This is a genomic window from Streptomyces violaceusniger Tu 4113, from assembly GCF_000147815.2.
GTDB lineage: Bacteria > Actinomycetota > Actinomycetes > Streptomycetales > Streptomycetaceae > Streptomyces > Streptomyces violaceusniger_A.
Genome location: NC_015957.1, coordinates 7,477,856 through 7,496,632 on the forward strand (window position 1 = coordinate 7,477,856; position 18,777 = coordinate 7,496,632).

The 18,777-nt window shown below is 71.4% G+C and carries 1 protein-coding gene; it reads right to left on the reverse strand.

The annotated features are described in order from the left end of the window. Positions 1 to 68 precede the first annotated feature (68 nt). The gene (locus STRVI_RS55695; protein ID WP_014059449.1) at positions 69 to 18,575 is read right to left on the reverse strand and encodes a type I polyketide synthase; all 18,507 of its coding nucleotides are present in this window, start codon (positions 18,573 to 18,575) and stop codon (positions 69 to 71) included. Positions 18,576 to 18,777: the final 202 nt, after the last annotated feature.

Sequence of the window (18,777 nt, forward strand, 5' to 3'; positions counted from 1 at the left end):
CGCTGTTTCAGAATCCGTGATCGAGTCAAACAAAGCGCTACGGACGCGATCGTCGACGCCGGTCACGCTCACACTTCTCTTTCGGAAATACCGAGTTCGTCATCGATGAAGCGGAAGACCTCGTCGGGGGTCTCCCATTCCTCATCCGGGTCCTCCTCGTCGGAGGCGCGCCAGGCGTCGAGCATCGAGCGAAGCCGGTTCGCGATGGCCTCTCGTTCTCCATCGACGAGTTCCGCCCGCTTCAGCGCGCCACTGAGCGTGTCCATCTGGGACAGGAGCGACGCCGCACCGGTGTCGGTGCTCTCCGCCGTGCCGAACTGCCCGGCGAGGTGAGTGGCGAGGCGTTGCGAGTTCGGGTAGTCGAATACGAGAGTGGCCGGAATGGTGAGTCCCGTCGCAACCTGCAGCCGATTGCGCAATTCGAGGGCACTCAGGGAGTCGAAACCCAGCTCCCGGAACGCCTGATTCGTATCGATATGCTCCCGCGACGCATATCCAAGCACCGCCGCCACGTGTTCACGAACCAGAACCAGCAGTTGCTCCGTGCGCTCCGGAATCGCCAGACCGGCCAAACGGTCGGCCAATGTACCGGCGTCCTGCCGACGATCGGCCGCAGCCGGACGGGCGCGCTTACCCGTCAGGGCGCGCCACAGCGGCGGCAGATCCGCCCGACCCCGCAGAGCACCCAGATCCAGACGGGTCACCGCCACAGCAGCCCGCGGGACGGCCAAAGCCTCGTCGAACATCCGCAGACCCTGCTCAACCGTGAACGGCGGAGTACCGGACTGACTGATACGACGCATATCCGTCTCCGACAACCCGCTGGTCAGACCGGCCCCCTGAGCCCACGGCCCCCAGGCCATCGACACCCCCGGCAGACCTTGCGCACGGCGCTGCTCCATCAACGTGTCCAGGAAGACATTCCCCGCCGCGTAGTTGCCCTGCCCGGGACTGCCCAGCATTCCTGCCAGCGATGAGAACACCACGAACGCCGACAGATCCCTGTCCGCCGTCAACTCATGCAGATACCAACCGGCATCCACCTTCGGAGCCAGCACCCGATCCAGCCGGGCACCATCCAGCGAGGTCACCACGGAGTCCTCGACCACACCCGCGGTATGCACCACCGCCGACAGATCCACCCCCTCCAGCAGCGTGGCCAGCGCCTCGCGGTCGCTGACGTCACAGGCGGCGACGACCGCCCGTGCGCCCAGCTCCTCCAGCTCCGCCACCAGATCGGCCCCACCACCACCACGGCTGACCAACAGCAGATCCCGCACACCATGAGCCCGCACGAGATGCCGGGCCACCTCACGGCCCAGACCACCAGTACCACCCGTGACCAGCACCCTGCCCTCACCGAAGCCCACCGGCTCCTGTTCCGGTGCGGCAGCCACCCGCACCAGCCGGGCAGCACCCACGACACCGTCCCGCACCACCAACTGCGGCTCAGCACTCACCGCCGCCCTGGCCACAAAACCGGCGTCAAGCTGTGCGGTCTGGTCATCGATGTCGAGCAAAGTGATCCGGCCCGGGTTCTCCGCCTGAGCCGAACGCACCAGACCCCACACCGCCGACGCCGCCAGGCCGCCAACCCGCTCACCGGGAACCGTTGCCACAGCACCACGGGTCACCACCACCAACCGGCCATCAGCACACCGCTCATCGGCCAGCCACCGCTGCACCTGGGTCAGCACCCAACCGGTGAGGTGGTGGGCCGACTGCGGCACGTCTCCGGAGCCCGATGCCTCCAGCACCACGACAGCGGCCGGATCGATATCGTCCAAAACGATGTCGTTCGGGGCGCCGACCACTTGGAGGTCGGCGCCGGGCGCCGGGTCGTCGTCCAGGGTGATCGTCGACGACCAGTCGACCGTCAACACCGACCCCGCCTGCGCGTCGCCGACCGGGCCGGTCGCCGTGACCGGCTGCAACACCAGCGTTCCGATCGTCAGCACCGGCTCACCGCTGCCATCGGCCAGTTCGACGCTGACACTGTCCGGGCCCGTACGGACCACCCGCACGCGGGTCGCGGTCGCGCCACCGGCGTGCAGGGTCACATCGGTGAAACTGAACGGCATCCGGCCGGCCGGAGCAGGCTCAAGACCCACGAAGGTGCTGGCCTGCAGCGCCGCGTCGAGCAGTGCCGGATGCACACCAAACTTACGAGCCCGGTCAGCCTCCTCGTCCGCCACCGTCACCTCGGCGAACACTTCCTCGGGACCCACCCACACCTGCCGCAGCCCCTGGAACACCGGCCCGTAAGCGAATCCGTCGTCGGCGAGCGACTGGTAGAAGTCGGCGACATCGGCCTGTGCGGCGTCCATCGGCGGCCACTGCCAGGCGACGGCATTCCCCGCCGGGCTGCCCTCCGGGTCGATGACGGCGGTGGCGTGCCGGGTCCACGGGTCGTCGTCGGCCGGACGCGAGTAAATCACCGCGGTTCCGTCGTCGACGACCACCTGGACCTGGACGCTGTCGGACTCGGGGATGACCAGCGGGACCTCCACGATCAGCTCCCGCAGCCCACCGGCGCCCACGGCGTCCGCGCCGCGGATCGCCAGCTCCACAAAGCCCGTGCCCGGGAACAACACCGTCCCGTGCACCGCGTGATCCGCCAACCACGGCTGCGCCCGCAGCGACAGCCGCGAGGTCAGCACCACCGTGCCCGAGTTCGGCACCGACACCACCGCGCCCAGCAGCGGGTGTCCGGCGGAGGCCAGACCAGCAGCGGTCACATCGCCACCGGCAATCGACGCCTGCGGCCAGTAGCGGCGACGCTGGAACGCGTAGGTCGGCAGGTCCACCCGGCCGGGCTTCCGTCCGCCGAACAGCTCGTCCCAGACGACCGGCACGCCCCGCACGAACAGGTCACCGGCAGCCACCAGCGCGGTCCGCAAGCCGTCGCGGTCCTTGCGCATCAACGCCACGGCCACCGCGCCGGCGGCATCCGTCCGCGCCAGACCGGCCACGACCCCGTCCGGGCCCGCATCGACGAAGGTGTCCACACCCTGCCCGGCCAGCCACGCCAGCCCATCAGCGAAACGCACCGCGGAGCGCACCTGCCGCGCCCAGTACCCCGGCGACGACATGTCCGCAGGCTCACCCGTCAGGTTCGACACCACCGGGATCTGCGGCAGGGAGAACGTCACGTCCGCGATCGCGGACGTAAACTCCGCCAGCATCGGCTCCATCAGCACCGAGTGGAAGGCGTGCGAGACCCGCAGCCGGGTCGTCTTCACACCCTGCGCCGTGAAGTGCTCCCCGACCTCCATGACAGCGGCCCTGGCACCGGAAATCACCACTGAGCCAGGGGCGTTGACCGCCGCGATCGACACGTCCTCGGACAGGTAGGGCAGCACCTCCTCCTCGGGCGCGGCGATGGCGACCATCGCACCACCCGCCGGGAGGGCCTGCATCAGCCGGGCACGCGCAACCACCAGCCGACAGGCGTCCACCAGCTCGAAGACCCCTGCCACATGGGCGGCGGCCACCTCACCGATCGAGTGCCCCAACAGGTAGTCCGGGACCACGCCGAAGGACTGAAGCAGGCGGAACAGCGCCACCTCGACCGCGAACAGCGCGGGCTGCGCCCACCCCGTCGCGTTCAGCACCTCGGCGTCCTCACCCCAGATCACGTCCCGCAGCGGGGACTCCAGGTGCCGGTCAAGCTCCGCCACCACCTCGTCAAAGGCCGCCGCGAACACCCCCGACTCCCCATACAACCGGCGCCCCATGCCCAGCCGCTGCGCACCCTGACCAGCGAACAGCACCGCCACCCGGCCACCCGGCCGGGCCACCCCCTCCACCGCGTTCGCCACCGGCTCCCCAGCAGCCACCGCCCGCAGACCAGCCCTCAACTCGTCACGATCAGCACCCACGACCACCGCACGATGGTCGAACAGCGAACGAGACAACAACGCCGCACCCACACCCGCCGGCTCCAGCGACTCCACCGCCGACACCAGACGCTCGGCCTGCCCCCGCAGCGCCTGCTGCGTCCGGCCCGAGACCACCCACACCGACCCCCCATCGCCCCCGGCTTCAACCTCGGGCTCGACGGCAGGCACGGCCTCCAGAATCACATGCGCGTTCGTCCCCGAGATACCGAACGAGGAGACACCCGCACGCCGCGGACGCCCCGTCTCCGGCCAGGGCTGCTCCTGGGTCAGCAGCCGCACCCGGCCCTGGCTCCAGTCGACATGCGTGCTCGGCTCGTCCACATGCAGCGTCCGCGGCAGCACACCGCGCCGCATCGCCAGCACCATCTTGATCACACCCGCGACACCCGCCGCCGCCTGCGAGTGACCGATGTTCGACTTCACCGACCCCAGCCACAACGGCCGGTCCTCCGGACGGTCCTGACCGTACGTCGCCAGCACCGCCTGCGCCTCGATCGGGTCACCCAGGGTGGTACCGGTGCCGTGCGCCTCTACGGCGTCCACGTCGGTGGGTGACAGACCCGCGGCGGCCAGCGCCTGCCGGATCACCCGCTGCTGCGACGGACCGTTCGGCGCCGTCAACCCGTTCGACGCACCGTCCTGGTTCACCGCACTGGACCGCACCACCGCAAGCACCCGGTGCCCGTTGCGCCGAGCGTCCGAAAGACGCTCGACCACCACGACACCGGCACCCTCACTGAAGCCCGTGCCATCCGCGGCCTCCGCGAACGCCTTGCAGCGACCGTCGGCCGACAGACCACCCTGCTGCGAGAACCCGACGAACGTGTGCGGCAACGCGTTCACCGTCACACCCGCCACCAGCGCCAGCGAGCACTCACCACCCCGCAGCGCCTGACCCGCCAAGTGCAGCGCCACCAACGACGACGAACACGCCGTGTCCACCGTCACCGCCGGACCCACCAGCCCCAGCGAGTACGCCACCCGGCCGGAGAGAACGCTCTGCGCGCCACCGGTCAGCAACTGCGCGTCCGCGTCCGCCAGCGCCGCCGACACGACCTCGGAGTAGCCGGACTGGTAGCTGCCGACGAACACACCCGTCGCCGAACCCGCCAGCGACACGGGATCGATACCCGCGTGCTCCAGCGCCTCCCACGAACCCTCCAACAGCAGCCGCTGCTGCGGGTCCATCGCCAGCGCCTCACGCGGCGACATCGCGAAGAAACCCGCGTCGAAGTCCATCGCGCCATCGACGAAGCCACCGGCCAGGCGGCCCGCGGTGTCGGGGCCGTACAGGTGCTCCAGGTCCCAGCCCCGGTCGGTCGGAAAGCCGGTGATCGCATCGCGTTCCCCGATGACGAGGTCCCACAGCTGCTCGGGGTCGGCGACGCCGCCCGGGAAGCGGCAGGACATACCGACGATCACGAGCGGATCCTCCTCGACCGACCGCAGCACCGGCAACGCGTCGACCGGGACAGCGGCGACACCGCCAAGCCGCTCGCCCAGGAAGTCCGCGAGACGCACGGCGTTCGGGTAGTCGAAAACGAGCGTCGACGGCAGACTCAGCTCCGTCACGGTCTGGAGCCGGTTGCGCAGCTCGACCGCCGTCAGCGAGTCGAACCCGACCTCCCGGAAGGGCTTGCTCTCGTCGATGTCGGTACCCGACTGGTAGCCGAGCACCGAGGCGACCTGGTCGCGGACCAAGGCCAGCAGGTGGCTCTGTCGCTGCTCCGGGGTCAGATCGGCCAGTTGCCCGGCGAGACCGCCCGTACGTTCTGCGACTCCCGCACGGGCCCGGGTCCTTCGGGCCGGGCCACCGGCGAGCGAGCGGAAGAGCGCCGGTATCTCCGCCGTGGCCCGCAGGGCCGATGTCTTCAGCTCGGTCAGGCCGAGCAAGGGCTGACCGGCGGCGAGCGCCCGGTCGAACAGGATCATGCCCTGGTCTTCCGAGATCGGAAGCATGCCCAGCCGGCCCAGGCGGTGCATGTCGGTGCCGGACAGCGCACCGGTGAGGCCCAGGCTCTGGTCCCATGGGCCCCAGGCCATCGAGATGCCGGCGAGCCCGGCGCTGCGGCGCTGCTGGACCAGGGAGTCGAGATACACGTTGCCCGCGGCGTAGTTGCCCTGCCCCGGGCTGCCGATGAGTCCGGCCAGCGAGGAGAAGACCACGAACATCGAGAGGTCCTGGTCGCGGGTCAGGTCGTGCAGATGCCAGGCCGCGTCGACCTTCGGGGTCAGAACGCGGTGGACCTGCTCCGGGGTCAGCGTGGAGATCACTCCGTCGTCCAGGATGCCGGCGGTGTGGATCACACCCGTGAGCGGCACTCCTGCCAGGACGTCGGCCAGGGCCGACCTGTCGGCGGCGTCGCACGCCACCACCTTGACCTCGGCGCCCTGGGCCGTCAGTTCCTCGACCAGTGCGTCGGCGCCGGGGGCGGCGGCTCCCCTGCGGCTGAGCAGCAGCAGGCTCCGTACGCCGTGCGCGGCGACCAGGTGCCGGGCGACCGCGCTGCCGAGGCCGCCCGTACCGCCGGTGATCAGGACGGTGCCGTCCAGGGTGACCGGTTCGCCGGTCGCGTTCGTGCGAGTCAGATGCGGGGCGAGCAGGGTGCCCGCGCGGACCGCCAGCTGCGGCTCGCCGGTGCCGGCCGCGCGCGCCAGCAGTTCGGGGGTGGCCTGCGTGTCGGCGTCGGCGTCGACCAGGACGATCCGGCCCGGGTCCTCGCTCTGCGCCGACCGGACGAGCCCCCATACGGCGGCCGCGGCCAGGTCGGCGACGGTCTCGCCAGGCCCGGCGGCGACCGCGCCGTGGGTAAGGACGACCAGCCGGTTGCCGGTGAAGCCCTGCAACTGCGTGAGCACCCACTCAACGGCCGTGTGGACCGACTCCGGGGTGGTGTCCGCCGCGGCGGGCACCTCAAGCAGCACGTCGTCGTCCGACGCGGAAGCCACGCCGTCCGTCTCCGGCACCTCATTCCAGGCGAGAGCCAGCATCGTCTCCGGGGTGCGGGCGGCGCCGAAGACCTGCTCCGGGACCGGACGCATGATCAGGGAGCCGATCGACAGGACGGGAGCGCCGGTCTCGTCGGCCAGTACGGCCGTGACGGAGTCCGGGCCCGTACGCGCCATCCGTATCCGCACGGCCTTCGCGCCGGTGGCGTGCAGGGTGACGTCGTTGAAGGTGAACGGCAGCCGGCCGAGTTCGGTGGCGTCGAGGTCGGCGAAGGTGTTCGGGTGCAGTGCCGAGTCGAGCAGCGCCGGGTGGATGCCGAACGCTATGGCAGCGGCGCCCTGGTCGTCGGGCAGGGCGGCCTCGGCGAAGATCTGGCCGTTGTGCTGCCACGCCCTGGTCAGCCCCTGGAAGACCGGGCCGTAGCCGAAGCCGTTGTCCGCGCTGCGCTGGTAGAAGTCGTCCAGGTCGACCGGCGTGCTGCCGGGCGGCGGCCACGCTCCGGCCAGCTCCCCGGCGTCCACGGCGGCCGTCTCGTCGTCGACGACACCGGTGGCGTGCCGGGTCCACGGCTCGTCCTCGCCGGTACGGGCGTAGATGCCCACCGTGTGGTCGTCACCGTCGACGACCACCTGCACCTGGACACTGTCCCGCTCGGGAATGACCAGCGGAGCCTCCACGATCAGCTCCCGCAGACGGCCCGCGCCGGCGGCGTCCGCACCACGGATCGCCAGCTCCACGAAGCCCGTGCCCGGGAAGACCACCGTGCCGTGCACCGCGTGGTCGACCAGCCACGGCTGCGCCCGCAGCGACAGCCGCGAGGTCAGCACCACCGTGCCCGAACCCGGCACCGACACCACCGCACCCAGCAACGGATGCTCAACCGACACCAAGCCCGCAGCCGCCACATCCCCCGCCACCAACGACGGCTGCGGCCAGAACCGACGACGCTGGAACGCATACGTCGGCAACTCCACCCGCCCCGACGTACGACCAGCGAACAGCCCGTCCCAGGCGACCGGGACACCACGTACGAACAGCTCCGCCGCCGAGAGCAGGAACCGCTCAAGACCACCCTCGTTACGGCGCAGCGTGCCAGTCACCGCGGCGTCCTCACCCACCGTGTCCTGCAACGCCATGGTGAGCACGGGGTGGGGGCTGACCTCGACAAACGCGGTGAACCCGTCCGCCGCCAGGGCACGGGTGGCCTGCTCGAACTCCACCGTCTGCCGCAGATTGCGGTACCAATACCCCGCGTCCAGACCCGCGGTGTCGATCGGCGTGCCGGAGACGGAGGAGTACATCAGCACCGAGCTCGACACCGGCGCCAGCCCCGCGAGATCCGCCGCCAGCCGGTCCTCGATCAACTCCACCGACGCCGAGTGCGAGGCGTAGTCCACCGGCACGCGCCGGGCCCGCACCTCCCGCTCCTCGCACCGGGCGATGACACCATCCAGTGCCTCGACCGGGCCCGCGACGACCACCGCGCCGGGGCCGTTGACGACCGCGACCGAGACGCCCTCGGGCAGCAGCTCGCGGACCTCGTCCACCGGCAGCGACACCGCCACCATGCCACCCTGACCCGCCAGCACACCGGCAATCGCCTGGCTCCGCAACGCCACCACCCGCGCACCATCGGACAGCGACAAACCACCCGCCACGACAGCAGCGGCAATCTCACCCTGCGAATGACCCACCACCGCGGCAGGCTCCACACCCCACGAGCGCCACACCCGCGCCAGCGACACCATCACCGCCCACAGGGCGGGCTGCACCACATCCACCCGCGCCAGCGCCGCCTCGTCCTCCAACACGTCCAGCAGCGACCAGTCCACAAACGGCGCCAACGCCTCAGCGCACTCCGCCATCGACTCCCGGAACACCTCCGAGGAATCCACCAGACCTCCGGCCATACCGACCCACTGCGCGCCCTGACCCGGGAAGACGAACACCACCCGACGACCCTGACCAGCCCGGGCAACGCCGTTCGCCACATTCGCAGCCGGTTCCCCACCGGCCAACGCCTGCAAGCCGGAGGCCAGCTCATCACGGTCGGTGCCCACGACGACGGCGCGGTGGTCGAACAGCGAACGCGACAGCAACGCCGCACCCACATCCACCGGCTCCGCCGACTCGACGACGGCCGACAGCAGACGCTCAGCCTGCCCCCGCAGCGCCTGATCGGTCCGAGCCGAGACCACCCACGCCACCGCAGGAGGAAGGGCACCGGACTCCGGCTCGGCCTCGGCCTCGATCTCGGCGGGGGCCTCCAGGATCACGTGCGCGTTCGTACCGGACATGCCGAAGGCGGACACACCCGCGCGGCGAGGGCGGCCCGTCTCCGGCCATGCCACCGACTCGGTCAGCAGCCGCACCCGGCCCTGACTCCAGTTCACCCGCGAACTCGGCTCGTCCACGTGCAAGGTCTGCGGCAGCACACCGTGCCGCATCGCCAGCACCATCTTGATCACACCGGCCACACCCGCCGCGGCCTGCGTGTGACCGATGTTCGACTTCAGCGACCCCAGCCACAACGGCCGGTCATCCGGCCGGTCCTGCCCGTACGTCGCCAGCACCGCCTGCGCCTCGATCGGGTCACCCAGCGTCGTACCCGTACCGTGCGCCTCCACCACGTCCACGTCGGACGGCGCCAGGGAGGCCGCGGCCAGCGCCTGCCGGATCACCCGCTGCTGCGACGGACCGTTCGGGGCGGTCAGACCATTGGACGCACCGTCCTGGTTGACGGCGCTGGCGCGCACCACGGCAAGGATCTGGTGACCGTTGCGTTCGGCGTCCGAGAGACGCTCGACGACCACGACACCGAGACCCTCGGACCAGCCCGTGCCGTCCGCGGTGTCCGCGAACGCCTTGCAGCGACCGTCCGACGACAGGCCGCCCTGTCGGCTGAACTCCACAAACGTGCCCGGCGTGGCCATCACCGTCACGCCACCCGCCAGTGCCAGCGAGCACTCACCGGCCCGCAGGGCCTGACCGGCAAGGTGCAGCGCCACGAGCGAGGACGAGCAGGCCGTGTCGACCGTCACCGCCGGGCCTTCGAGGCCCAGCGTGTACGCCACGCGCCCGGACGCCACACTGAAGGCGCCGCCGGTCAGCAGGTGCCCCTGGGCCTCCTCCAGCGGGCTGACCAGCTCGCCGTAGCCCGACTGACTGATGCCGAACATGACCGCGGTGGAGCTTCCCGCCAGGGACTGCGGGTCGATTCCGGCGTCCTCCAGCGCCTCCCACGAGCTCTCCAGCAGCAGCCGCTGCTGCGGGTCCATCGCCAGCGCCTCACGGGGCGAGATCCCGAAGAAGGTGCTGTCGAACCCGTCGGCGTCGATGAAGCCGCCGCTGCGGGTGACGGAGCTTCCGCTCCTGGCGCCCTCGGCGTCGTAGAGCTGCTCGATGTCCCAGTTGCGGTCGTCGGGGAACGCCGCGATGGCATCGCCGCCCTCGGCGATGAGCTTCCACAGCTCGTCCGGGTTGGTGACCCCGCCGGGGAACCGGCAGGCCATGCCGACGATGGCCAGTCGGTCGTCGTCGGCGAGTACCCGGGCCTGCGCCGCGCCGCCCACGCGGAGTTCGACCCCGCCGACCAGGCTCGCCAGGTACTGGGCGAGCCGCAGCGGCGTCGGGTAGTCGTAGACCATCGAGTCCGCCACCGGCAGGCCGGTGCCGCGCTTGATGCGGTTGCGGAGCTCGATGCCCATCAGCGAGTCGAAGCCCATCTCCCGGAACGCCGTGGTGACGTTCAGGTGCTGGCCCGAGGCATGGCCGAGGACGGCGGCGGCGTGGTCACGGATGAGGGTGAGGAGGTAGTCCTCGCGCTCCGGCTCGGGCAGCCCGGCCATCCGCTCGGCCAGGCCGCCGGCGGGCTGCCGCTGGTCACCCGCGCGGCGCCGCGCCCGGCCGCCCACCAACGACCGGAAGACGGGCAGGTCGTCGCGGGCCCGGAGGGCGGCGAGGTCCAGGCTGGCGAGGCCGAGAAGCGCCCGGTCGGACACCAGGGCACGGTCGAAGAGGGCCAGGCCCTGCGGCACCGACAGCGGCCGCATGCCCGAGCGCGCCAGCCGGCGCATGTCGGCCTCGGACAGCGCGGCGGTCAGGCCCACGTCCTGCGTCCACGCGCCCCAGGCCATCGAGACGCCGGGGAGACCGGCGTGGCGCCGGGCCTGCATCAGCGCGTCGAGGAAGACGTTGCCCGCCGCGTAGTTGGCCTGTCCCGGGTTGCCGAGGATGCCGGACAGCGAGGAGAACACCGCGAAGAACGACAGGTCCATCCCGGCGGTCAGCTCGTGCAGCGCCCAGGCCGCGTCCACCTTCGGCACGAGCACCCGGTCAAGACGCTCGGCGGTCAGCGACGAGACGAGCCCGTCGTCCACCACACCCGCGGTGTGCACCACACCGGTGAGGGTGGTGCCCGCGAGCACGGCGGCCAGAGCCGCACGGTCGCCGACGTCGCAGGCGGCGACGGTGACCTCGGCGCCCTGTGCGCTCAGTTCGTCGATCAGCTCCTGCGCGCCCCCGGCCGCGGTGCCGCGGCGGCTGAGCAGCAGCAGGCTCCGTACGCCGTGCGCGGCGACCAGGTGCCGGGCCATCTCCCGGCCCAGGCCACCGGTACCGCCGGTGACCAGCACCGTGCCCTCGGGGTCGACCCGCGGTTCCGGCTCGTCCCGCGGGGTGACGCGGGCCAGCCGTGCCGCCCGGATCTCCTGGCCGCGCAACGCGAGCTGCGGTTCGCCGGTGCGCAGCGCCATGGCCAGCTGCCGTACGTCGAGGTCGTGGCGCGGCTCCGCGTCCACAAGCAGGATGCGGCCCGGGTGTTCCATCTGCGCGGTGCGCAGCAGGCCCCACACCGCGGCCGCGCCGAGGTCAGGCACCGGCTCGTCGTGGTGGGCGGCGATCGCGCCCCGGGTGAGGACGACCAGAGTGGTGTCGGCGAAGCGCTCCTCGGCCAGCCAGGACTGGAGCTGTTCGAGGGCCCACCGCGTCGTCGCGTGGACGGCCCGCACCATGTCGTCCGGTTCGCCCACCGACACGGCCAGCGTCACGTACTGTGGCGGGTTCTCCTCGGCGAGGACGTCTTCGAGGTTCGTGTACGCCGTCTCCGGCAGCCATGAGGCATCGGACGCGGGCGCCTGGACGAAGGCGAGCCGGACGTCCGCGTGGTCCTCCGGCGCGGGCAGCTCGGGCCAGTCGAGGGCCAGCGCCGTCCCGCTCTGGGAGGCGGCCGACAGTCCGGAGGTGGGCGGCGCGCCCAACGTCACGGAGCCGATGGACAGCACCGCGTCGCCGTTGCCGTCGGCCAGCTGAACGCTGACACTGTCCGGACCCGTACGAGCCACCCGCACCCGGGTCGCGGTCGCGCCCTCGGCGTGCAGGGTCACATCGGCGAAGCCGATCGGCACCCGGCCCGCCGGGGCGGGGTCCAGCTCCGCGTAGGCGCTCGCCTGCACCGCGGCGTCCAGCAGCGCGGGGTGTACGCCGAACTTACGGGCCCGGTCGGCCTCGTTCTCGGCCACCGCGACCTCGGCGAAGGCCGCGCCGTCGGCCTGCCACACCTGCCGCAGGCCCTGAAAAGCCGGGCCGTACACGAGACCGCTGTCGGCGGTCAGCTCGTAGAAGCCCGAGAGGTCCACCCACGAGGCGTCCGCAGGCGGCCACTGCCACCCGTCCGGTTCGGCGGCGAGGGCGTCGCCGAGGACGGCGGTGGCGTGCCGGGTCCACGGGTCGTCGTCGGCCGGACGCGAGTAAATCACCGCGGTTCCGTCGTCGACGACCACCTGGACCTGGACGCTGTCGGACTCGGGGATGACCAGCGGGACCTCCACGATCAGCTCCCGCAGCCCACCGGCGCCCACGGCGTCCGCGCCGCGGATCGCCAGTTCCACAAAGCCCGTGCCCGGGAACAACACCGTCCCGTGCACCGCGTGATCCGCCAACCACGGCTGCGTACGCAGCGACAGCCGCGAGGTCAGCACCACCGTGCCCGAGTTCGGCACCGACACCACCGCGCCCAGCAGCGGGTGTCCGGCGGAGGCCAGACCAGCAGCGGTCACATCGCCACCGGCAATCGACGCCTGCGGCCAGTAGCGGCGACGCTGGAACGCATACGTGGGCAGGTCCACCCAGCGCGGCGTGGAGCCGGCGAACAGCGTGTCCCACGCGACCGGCACACCCCGCACGAACAGGTCACCGGCAGCCACCAGCGCGGTCCGCAAGCCGTCGCGGTCCTTGCGCATCAACGCCACGGCCACCGCGCCGGCGGCGTTCGCCTGCGCCAGACCGGCCACGACCCCGTCCGGGCCCGCATCGACGAAGGTGTCCACACCCTGCCCGGCCAGCCACGCCAGCCCATCAGCGAAACGCACCGCGGAGCGCACCTGCCGCGCCCAGTACCCCGGCGACGACATGTCCGCAGGCTCACCCGTCAGGTTCGACACCACCGGAATACGCGGCTCGGAGAAGGACACATCCGCGATCTCCGCCATGAAATCGTCCAGCATCGGCTCCATCAGCACCGAGTGGAACGCATGCGAGACCCGCAGCCGGGTCGTCTTCACACCCTGCGCCGTGAAGTGCTCCCCGACCTCCATGACAGCGGCCCTGGCACCGGAAATCACCACTGAGCCAGGGGCGTTGACCGCCGCGATCGACACGTCCTCGGACAGGTAGGGCAGCACCTCCTCCTCGGGCGCGGCGATGGCGACCATCGCACCACCCGCCGGGAGGGCCTGCATCAGCCGGGCACGCGCAACCACCAGCCGACAGGCGTCCGCCAGCTCGAAGACCCCTGCCACATGGGCGGCGGCCACCTCACCGATCGAGTGCCCCAACAGATAGTCCGGGACCACGCCGAAGGACTGAAGCAGGCGGAACAGCGCCACCTCGACCGCGAACAGCGCGGGCTGCGCCCACCCCGTCGCGTTCAGCACCTCGGCATCCTCACCCCAGATCACATCCCGCAGCGGGGACTCCAGGTGCCGGTCAAGCTCCGCCACCACCTCGTCAAAGGCCGCCGCGAACACCCCCGACTCCCCATACAACCGGCGCCCCATGCCCAGCCGCTGCGCACCCTGACCAGCGAACAGCACCGCCACCCGGCCACCCGGCCGGGCCACCCCCTCCACCGCGTTCGCCACCGGCTCCCCAGCAGCCACCGCCCGCAGACCAGCCCTCAACTCGTCACGATCAGCACCCACGACCACCGCACGATGGTCGAACAGCGAACGAGACAACAACGCCGCACCCACACCCGCCGGCTCCAGCGACTCCACCGCCGACACCAGACGCTCCGCCTGCCCCCGCAGCGCCTGCTCAGAACGGGCCGACACCACCCACACAGTCTCGGCACCGTCCTCGACGGCTGTCTCCGCCTCGGGCTCGGTGCCGAGGCCCGGCGCGGCCTCCAGAATCACATGCGCGTTCGTCCCCGAGATACCGAACGAGGAGACACCCGCACGCCGCGGACGCCCCGTCTCCGGCCAGGGCTGCTCCTGGGTCAGCAGCCGCACCCGGCCCTGGCTCCAGTCGACATGCGTGCTCGGCTCGTCCACATGCAGCGTCCGCGGCAGCACACCGCGCCGCATCGCCAGCACCATCTTGATCACACCCGCGACACCCGCCGCCGCCTGCGAGTGACCCAGGTTCGACTTCACCGACCCCAGCCACAACGGCCGGTCATCCGGCCGGTCCTGACCGTACGTCGCCAGCACCGCCTGCGCCTCGATCGGGTCACCCAGCGACGTACCCGTGCCATGGGCTTCGACGGCGTCCACATCTCCGGAGTCGAGTCCGGCGGCGGCCAGCGCCTGCCGGATCACCCGCTGCTGCGACGGACCGTTCGGCGCCGTCAACCCGTTCGACGCACCGTCCTGGTTCACCGCACTGGACCGCACCACCGCAAGCACCCGGTGCCCGTTGCGCCGAGCGTCCGAAAGACGCTCGACCACCACGACACCGGCACCCTCACTGAAGCCCGTGCCATCCGCGGCCTCCGCGAACGCCTTGCAGCGACCGTCGGCCGACAGACCACCCTGCTGCGAGAACCCGACGAACGTGTGCGGCAACGCGTTCACCGTCACACCCGCCACCAGCGCCAGCGAGCACTCACCACCCCGCAGCGCCTGACCCGCCAAGTGCAGCGCCACCAACGACGACGAACACGCCGTGTCCACCGTCACCGCCGGACCCACCAGCCCCAGCGAGTACGCCACCCGGCCGGAGAGAACGCTCTGCGCGCCACCGGTCAGCAACTGCGCGTCCGCGTCCGCCAGCGCCGCCGACACGACCTCGGAGTAGCCGGACTGGTAGCTGCCGACGAACACACCCGTCGCCGAACCCGCCAGCGACACGGGATCGATACCCGCGTGCTCCAGCGCCTCCCACGAACCCTCCAACAGCAGCCGCTGCTGCGGGTCCATCGCCAGCGCCTCACGCGGCGACATCGCGAAGAAGCCCGCGTCGAAGTCCATCGCGCCATCGACGAAGCCACCGGCCAGGCGGCCCGCGGTGTCGGGGCCGTACAGGTGCTCCAGGTCCCAGTCCCGGTCGGTCGGAAAGCCGGTGATCGCATCGCGTTCCCCGATGACGAGGTCCCACAGCTGCTCGGGGTCGGCGACGCCGCCCGGGAAGCGGCAGGACATACCGACGATGACCATCGGGTCGTCGTCGAGCGGGGCGGCCGACGGGACCACCGTGTCGTCGGCCGATTCGGTGCCGCCGAGCCGGCCGGCGAGGAAGGCCGCCAGGCGTGCGGGCGTGGGGTAGTCGAACACCATGCTGCTCGGGATGGCAAGACCGGTGACGGTCTGGAGCCGGTTGCGCAGGTCGACCGCCGTCATCGAGTCGAAGCCCGCCGCCCGGAAGGGCACGGTGGGGTCGACATCGTCACCACCGCGATGGCCGAGCAGCGCGGCGGCGTGGTCGCGGACCACCGAGAGCAGGTGGCTGTCGCGCTCCTTGGGGGACAGCGGGGCCAGCTTGCGGAGGAACGCGTCGTCCTCGTCCGCAGACGCGAGCGCGGCGACCGGCTCGGCCTCCAGGAGCCGGGCGGGGCCCTGGCCGAGTCCGAGGACGGAGTGCCGGTCGCGCTGGAAGGCGTACGTGGGCAGCTTGACCCGGCGCGGCTGCCGGCCCTCGAAGAGCGATGTCCACGACACCGGTACACCCTGCACATGGACCTGGGCGACCGAGGTCAGGAAGCGGTCGAGACCGCCCTCGTCACGGCGCAGGCTGCCGGTGACAACGGCCTCCTTGCCGTCCGGGCCGTCGAGGGAATCCAGGGTGTCCTGGACCGGCACGGTGAGCACCGGGTGCGGGCTGACCTCCACCAGCACCGATATCCCGTCGGCGGCGAGCGCGCGGGTCGCGGTCTCGAACTGCACGGTCTGCCGGAGGTTGCGGTACCAGTACCGCGCGTCGAGTCCTGCGGTGTCCACGGGGGCGCCGGTCACCGACGAGTACATCGGCACCGTGCCCGACCGCGGCCGGAGCGGTTCCAGGTCGGCGAGGAGCCGGCTCTCGATCTCCTCCACGGCCGCCGAGTGCGACGCGTAGTCCACGGAGACGGTGCGCACCCGGATCCCGGAGTCCGCGCACTGCGCCGCCAGTTCCTCGATGGCCTCGGTCTCGCCGGACACCGCCACCGAGCCCGGACCGTTGACCGTCGCGATGGACAGGCGACCGTCCCAGGGAGCGATCAGTTCCGCCGCTTCCTGAGCGGGCAGCGATACGACGGCCATGCCGCCACGGCCGGTCAGCGCCTCGGCGATGGCCCGGCTGCGCAGCGCCACCACCCGGGCGCCCTCGGCCAACGGCAGTCCGCCGGCCACGCATGCCGCGGCGATCTCGCCCTGGGAGTGCCCCACAACGGCCGCGGGCTCCACTCCCATCCACCGCCACAGCCGGGCGAGGGAGACCATCACGGCCCACAGCGCCGGTTGCACGACATCGACACGTTCGAGGGCGGCCTGGTCATCGAGGACATCGGTCAGCGGCCAGTCGACGAACGGGCGCAGGGCCTCGGCGCACTCCTCCATCGCCGCGCGGAAGACCGGCGAGGACTCCATCAGTTCGCTCGCCATGCCCGTCCACTGGGCGCCCTGGCCGGGGAAGACGAACGCCACCCGGCGGTCCTCCCGCGCCTGGCCCTGAACGAGGCCGGCGGCCGGCTCGCCCGAGACCAGGCCCGCGAGCCCGGCCGTCAGCTCGTCGCGCCCGCCGCCGAGCACGACGGCGCGGTGCTCGAAGGCGGACCGCGAGCCGATCAGCGACCAGGCGACGTCCGCGGTGTTCAGCGAGGGCTCGGCGGTCACCTGCTCCAGCAGCCGCTCCGCCTGGCCGCGCAGGGCCGTCGCGGACTTGGCCGAGAGGACGAGGGCGAGTTCGCCGGGCGCCGCGCCGGGGGTGGGCTCCACCGCGTTCCGCACCGGCGAGCTGAGCACGACGTGGCAGTTGGTCCCGCCCATGCCGAAGGACGAGACACCGGCGAGCAGAGTGCCGTCGGGGTCCGGCCACGGCACCGGCTCGGTGACGACCTGGAGATTCCATTCGGCGGCGCGGATGCCGGGATTCAGCCGGTTGAAGTTCAAGCTCGCCGGGATCTCCCGGTGCTTGAGCATCAGGGCGACCTTCAGCAGGCCGGTGATCCCGGCGGCACCTTCGAGGTGGCCCACGTTCGTCTTCACGGAGCCGACGAGCAGCGGGCGGTCGCGGTCCTGGCCGGTGCCGATGGAGTGGCCGAGAGCTTCCGCCTCGACCGGGTCGCCGACCTTGGTGCCGGTGCCGTGCAGCTCGACGTACTGTACGTCGCCGGGGGCGACCCCGGCCCGGGTGTACGCCCGGGTCAGCACCTCGCGCTGTCCCGCCACGGTCGGGACCAGGAGGCTGTCCCCGGCACCGTCGTTGTTGACGGCGCTGCCCCGGATGACGCAGTAGACGTCGTCGCCGTCGGCGAGCGCGTCCGCGAGGGGCTTGAGCACGACGAAACCGCCGCCCTCGCCGCGGACGTACCCGTTGGCCCGCTCGTCGAAGGTGAAGCACTGCCCGTCCGGGGACAGCGCGCCGAGCCTGGCTTCCAGCAGCGCGGACTGCTCGGTCAGGTTGAGGTTGACACCGCCGGCCAGGGCGAGCCGTGACTCCCCGGTGCGCAGGCTCTCGCAGGCCATGTGCACGGCCACGAGCGACGAGGACTGTCCGGTGTCGACCGTCATGCTCGGCCCCCGTAGACCCGCGAAGTACGAGATCCGGTTGGCGATGACGGCCCGGTGCGTGCCGGCCATGGTGTGGTGGTTGATGGCTTCCGGGCTGCGCAGGGAGGTCAGGTTGGCGTGATCGCTCGCCATCGCCCCGACGTAGACCCCCACCGGCAGGCCTCGCAGCGACTCCGGTACGACTCCGGCGTCCTCAAGCGCCTCCCAGCTGAGCTCGAGTGCCAAGCGCTGCTGCGGGTCCATCTCGGCGCTCTCGCGCGGCGACACGCCGAAGAAGGCGGCGTCGAAGGCGTCCGGTTCCTCGATGAACCCGCCCCGGCGGACCAGTGCCCGGAGTGCGTCGTCGTGACCGTCGTTGCCGGCCCGGTCCGGCCAGCGGTCCGCGGGGACGTCGCCGATGGCATTCGTGCCGGTGCGCAGCAACTGCCAGAAATCGGCGGGACCCGGTGCCTGTGGAAGGCGGCACGCCATTCCGATGACGGCGACATCGGAACCGGAAATTTCATGGTTCATCGATTCGGCGTGGCCTTCGGCTGTCACTTCTCGTCCCTACCTAGGTCGTACCTGATCCCGGCGTCTGGTTCTTGTCCCGGCGACTGGTGATCCGGCCGAAACGCTATTGCGCTGGAAGAGGACTTCGTCCCCCTAAATGGCCCCTGGAGATCTCTTCACCCCCTAACGCAGGCAGGGGTGACGGGTTATGACGGGACGGGGC

What these genes read in the sequence shown, in the direction of transcription:
- STRVI_RS55695 (WP_014059449.1), bottom strand. Translation starts at nt 18,575, where the DNA reads ATGAACCATGAAATTTCCGGTTCCGATGTCGCCGTCATCGGAATGGCG.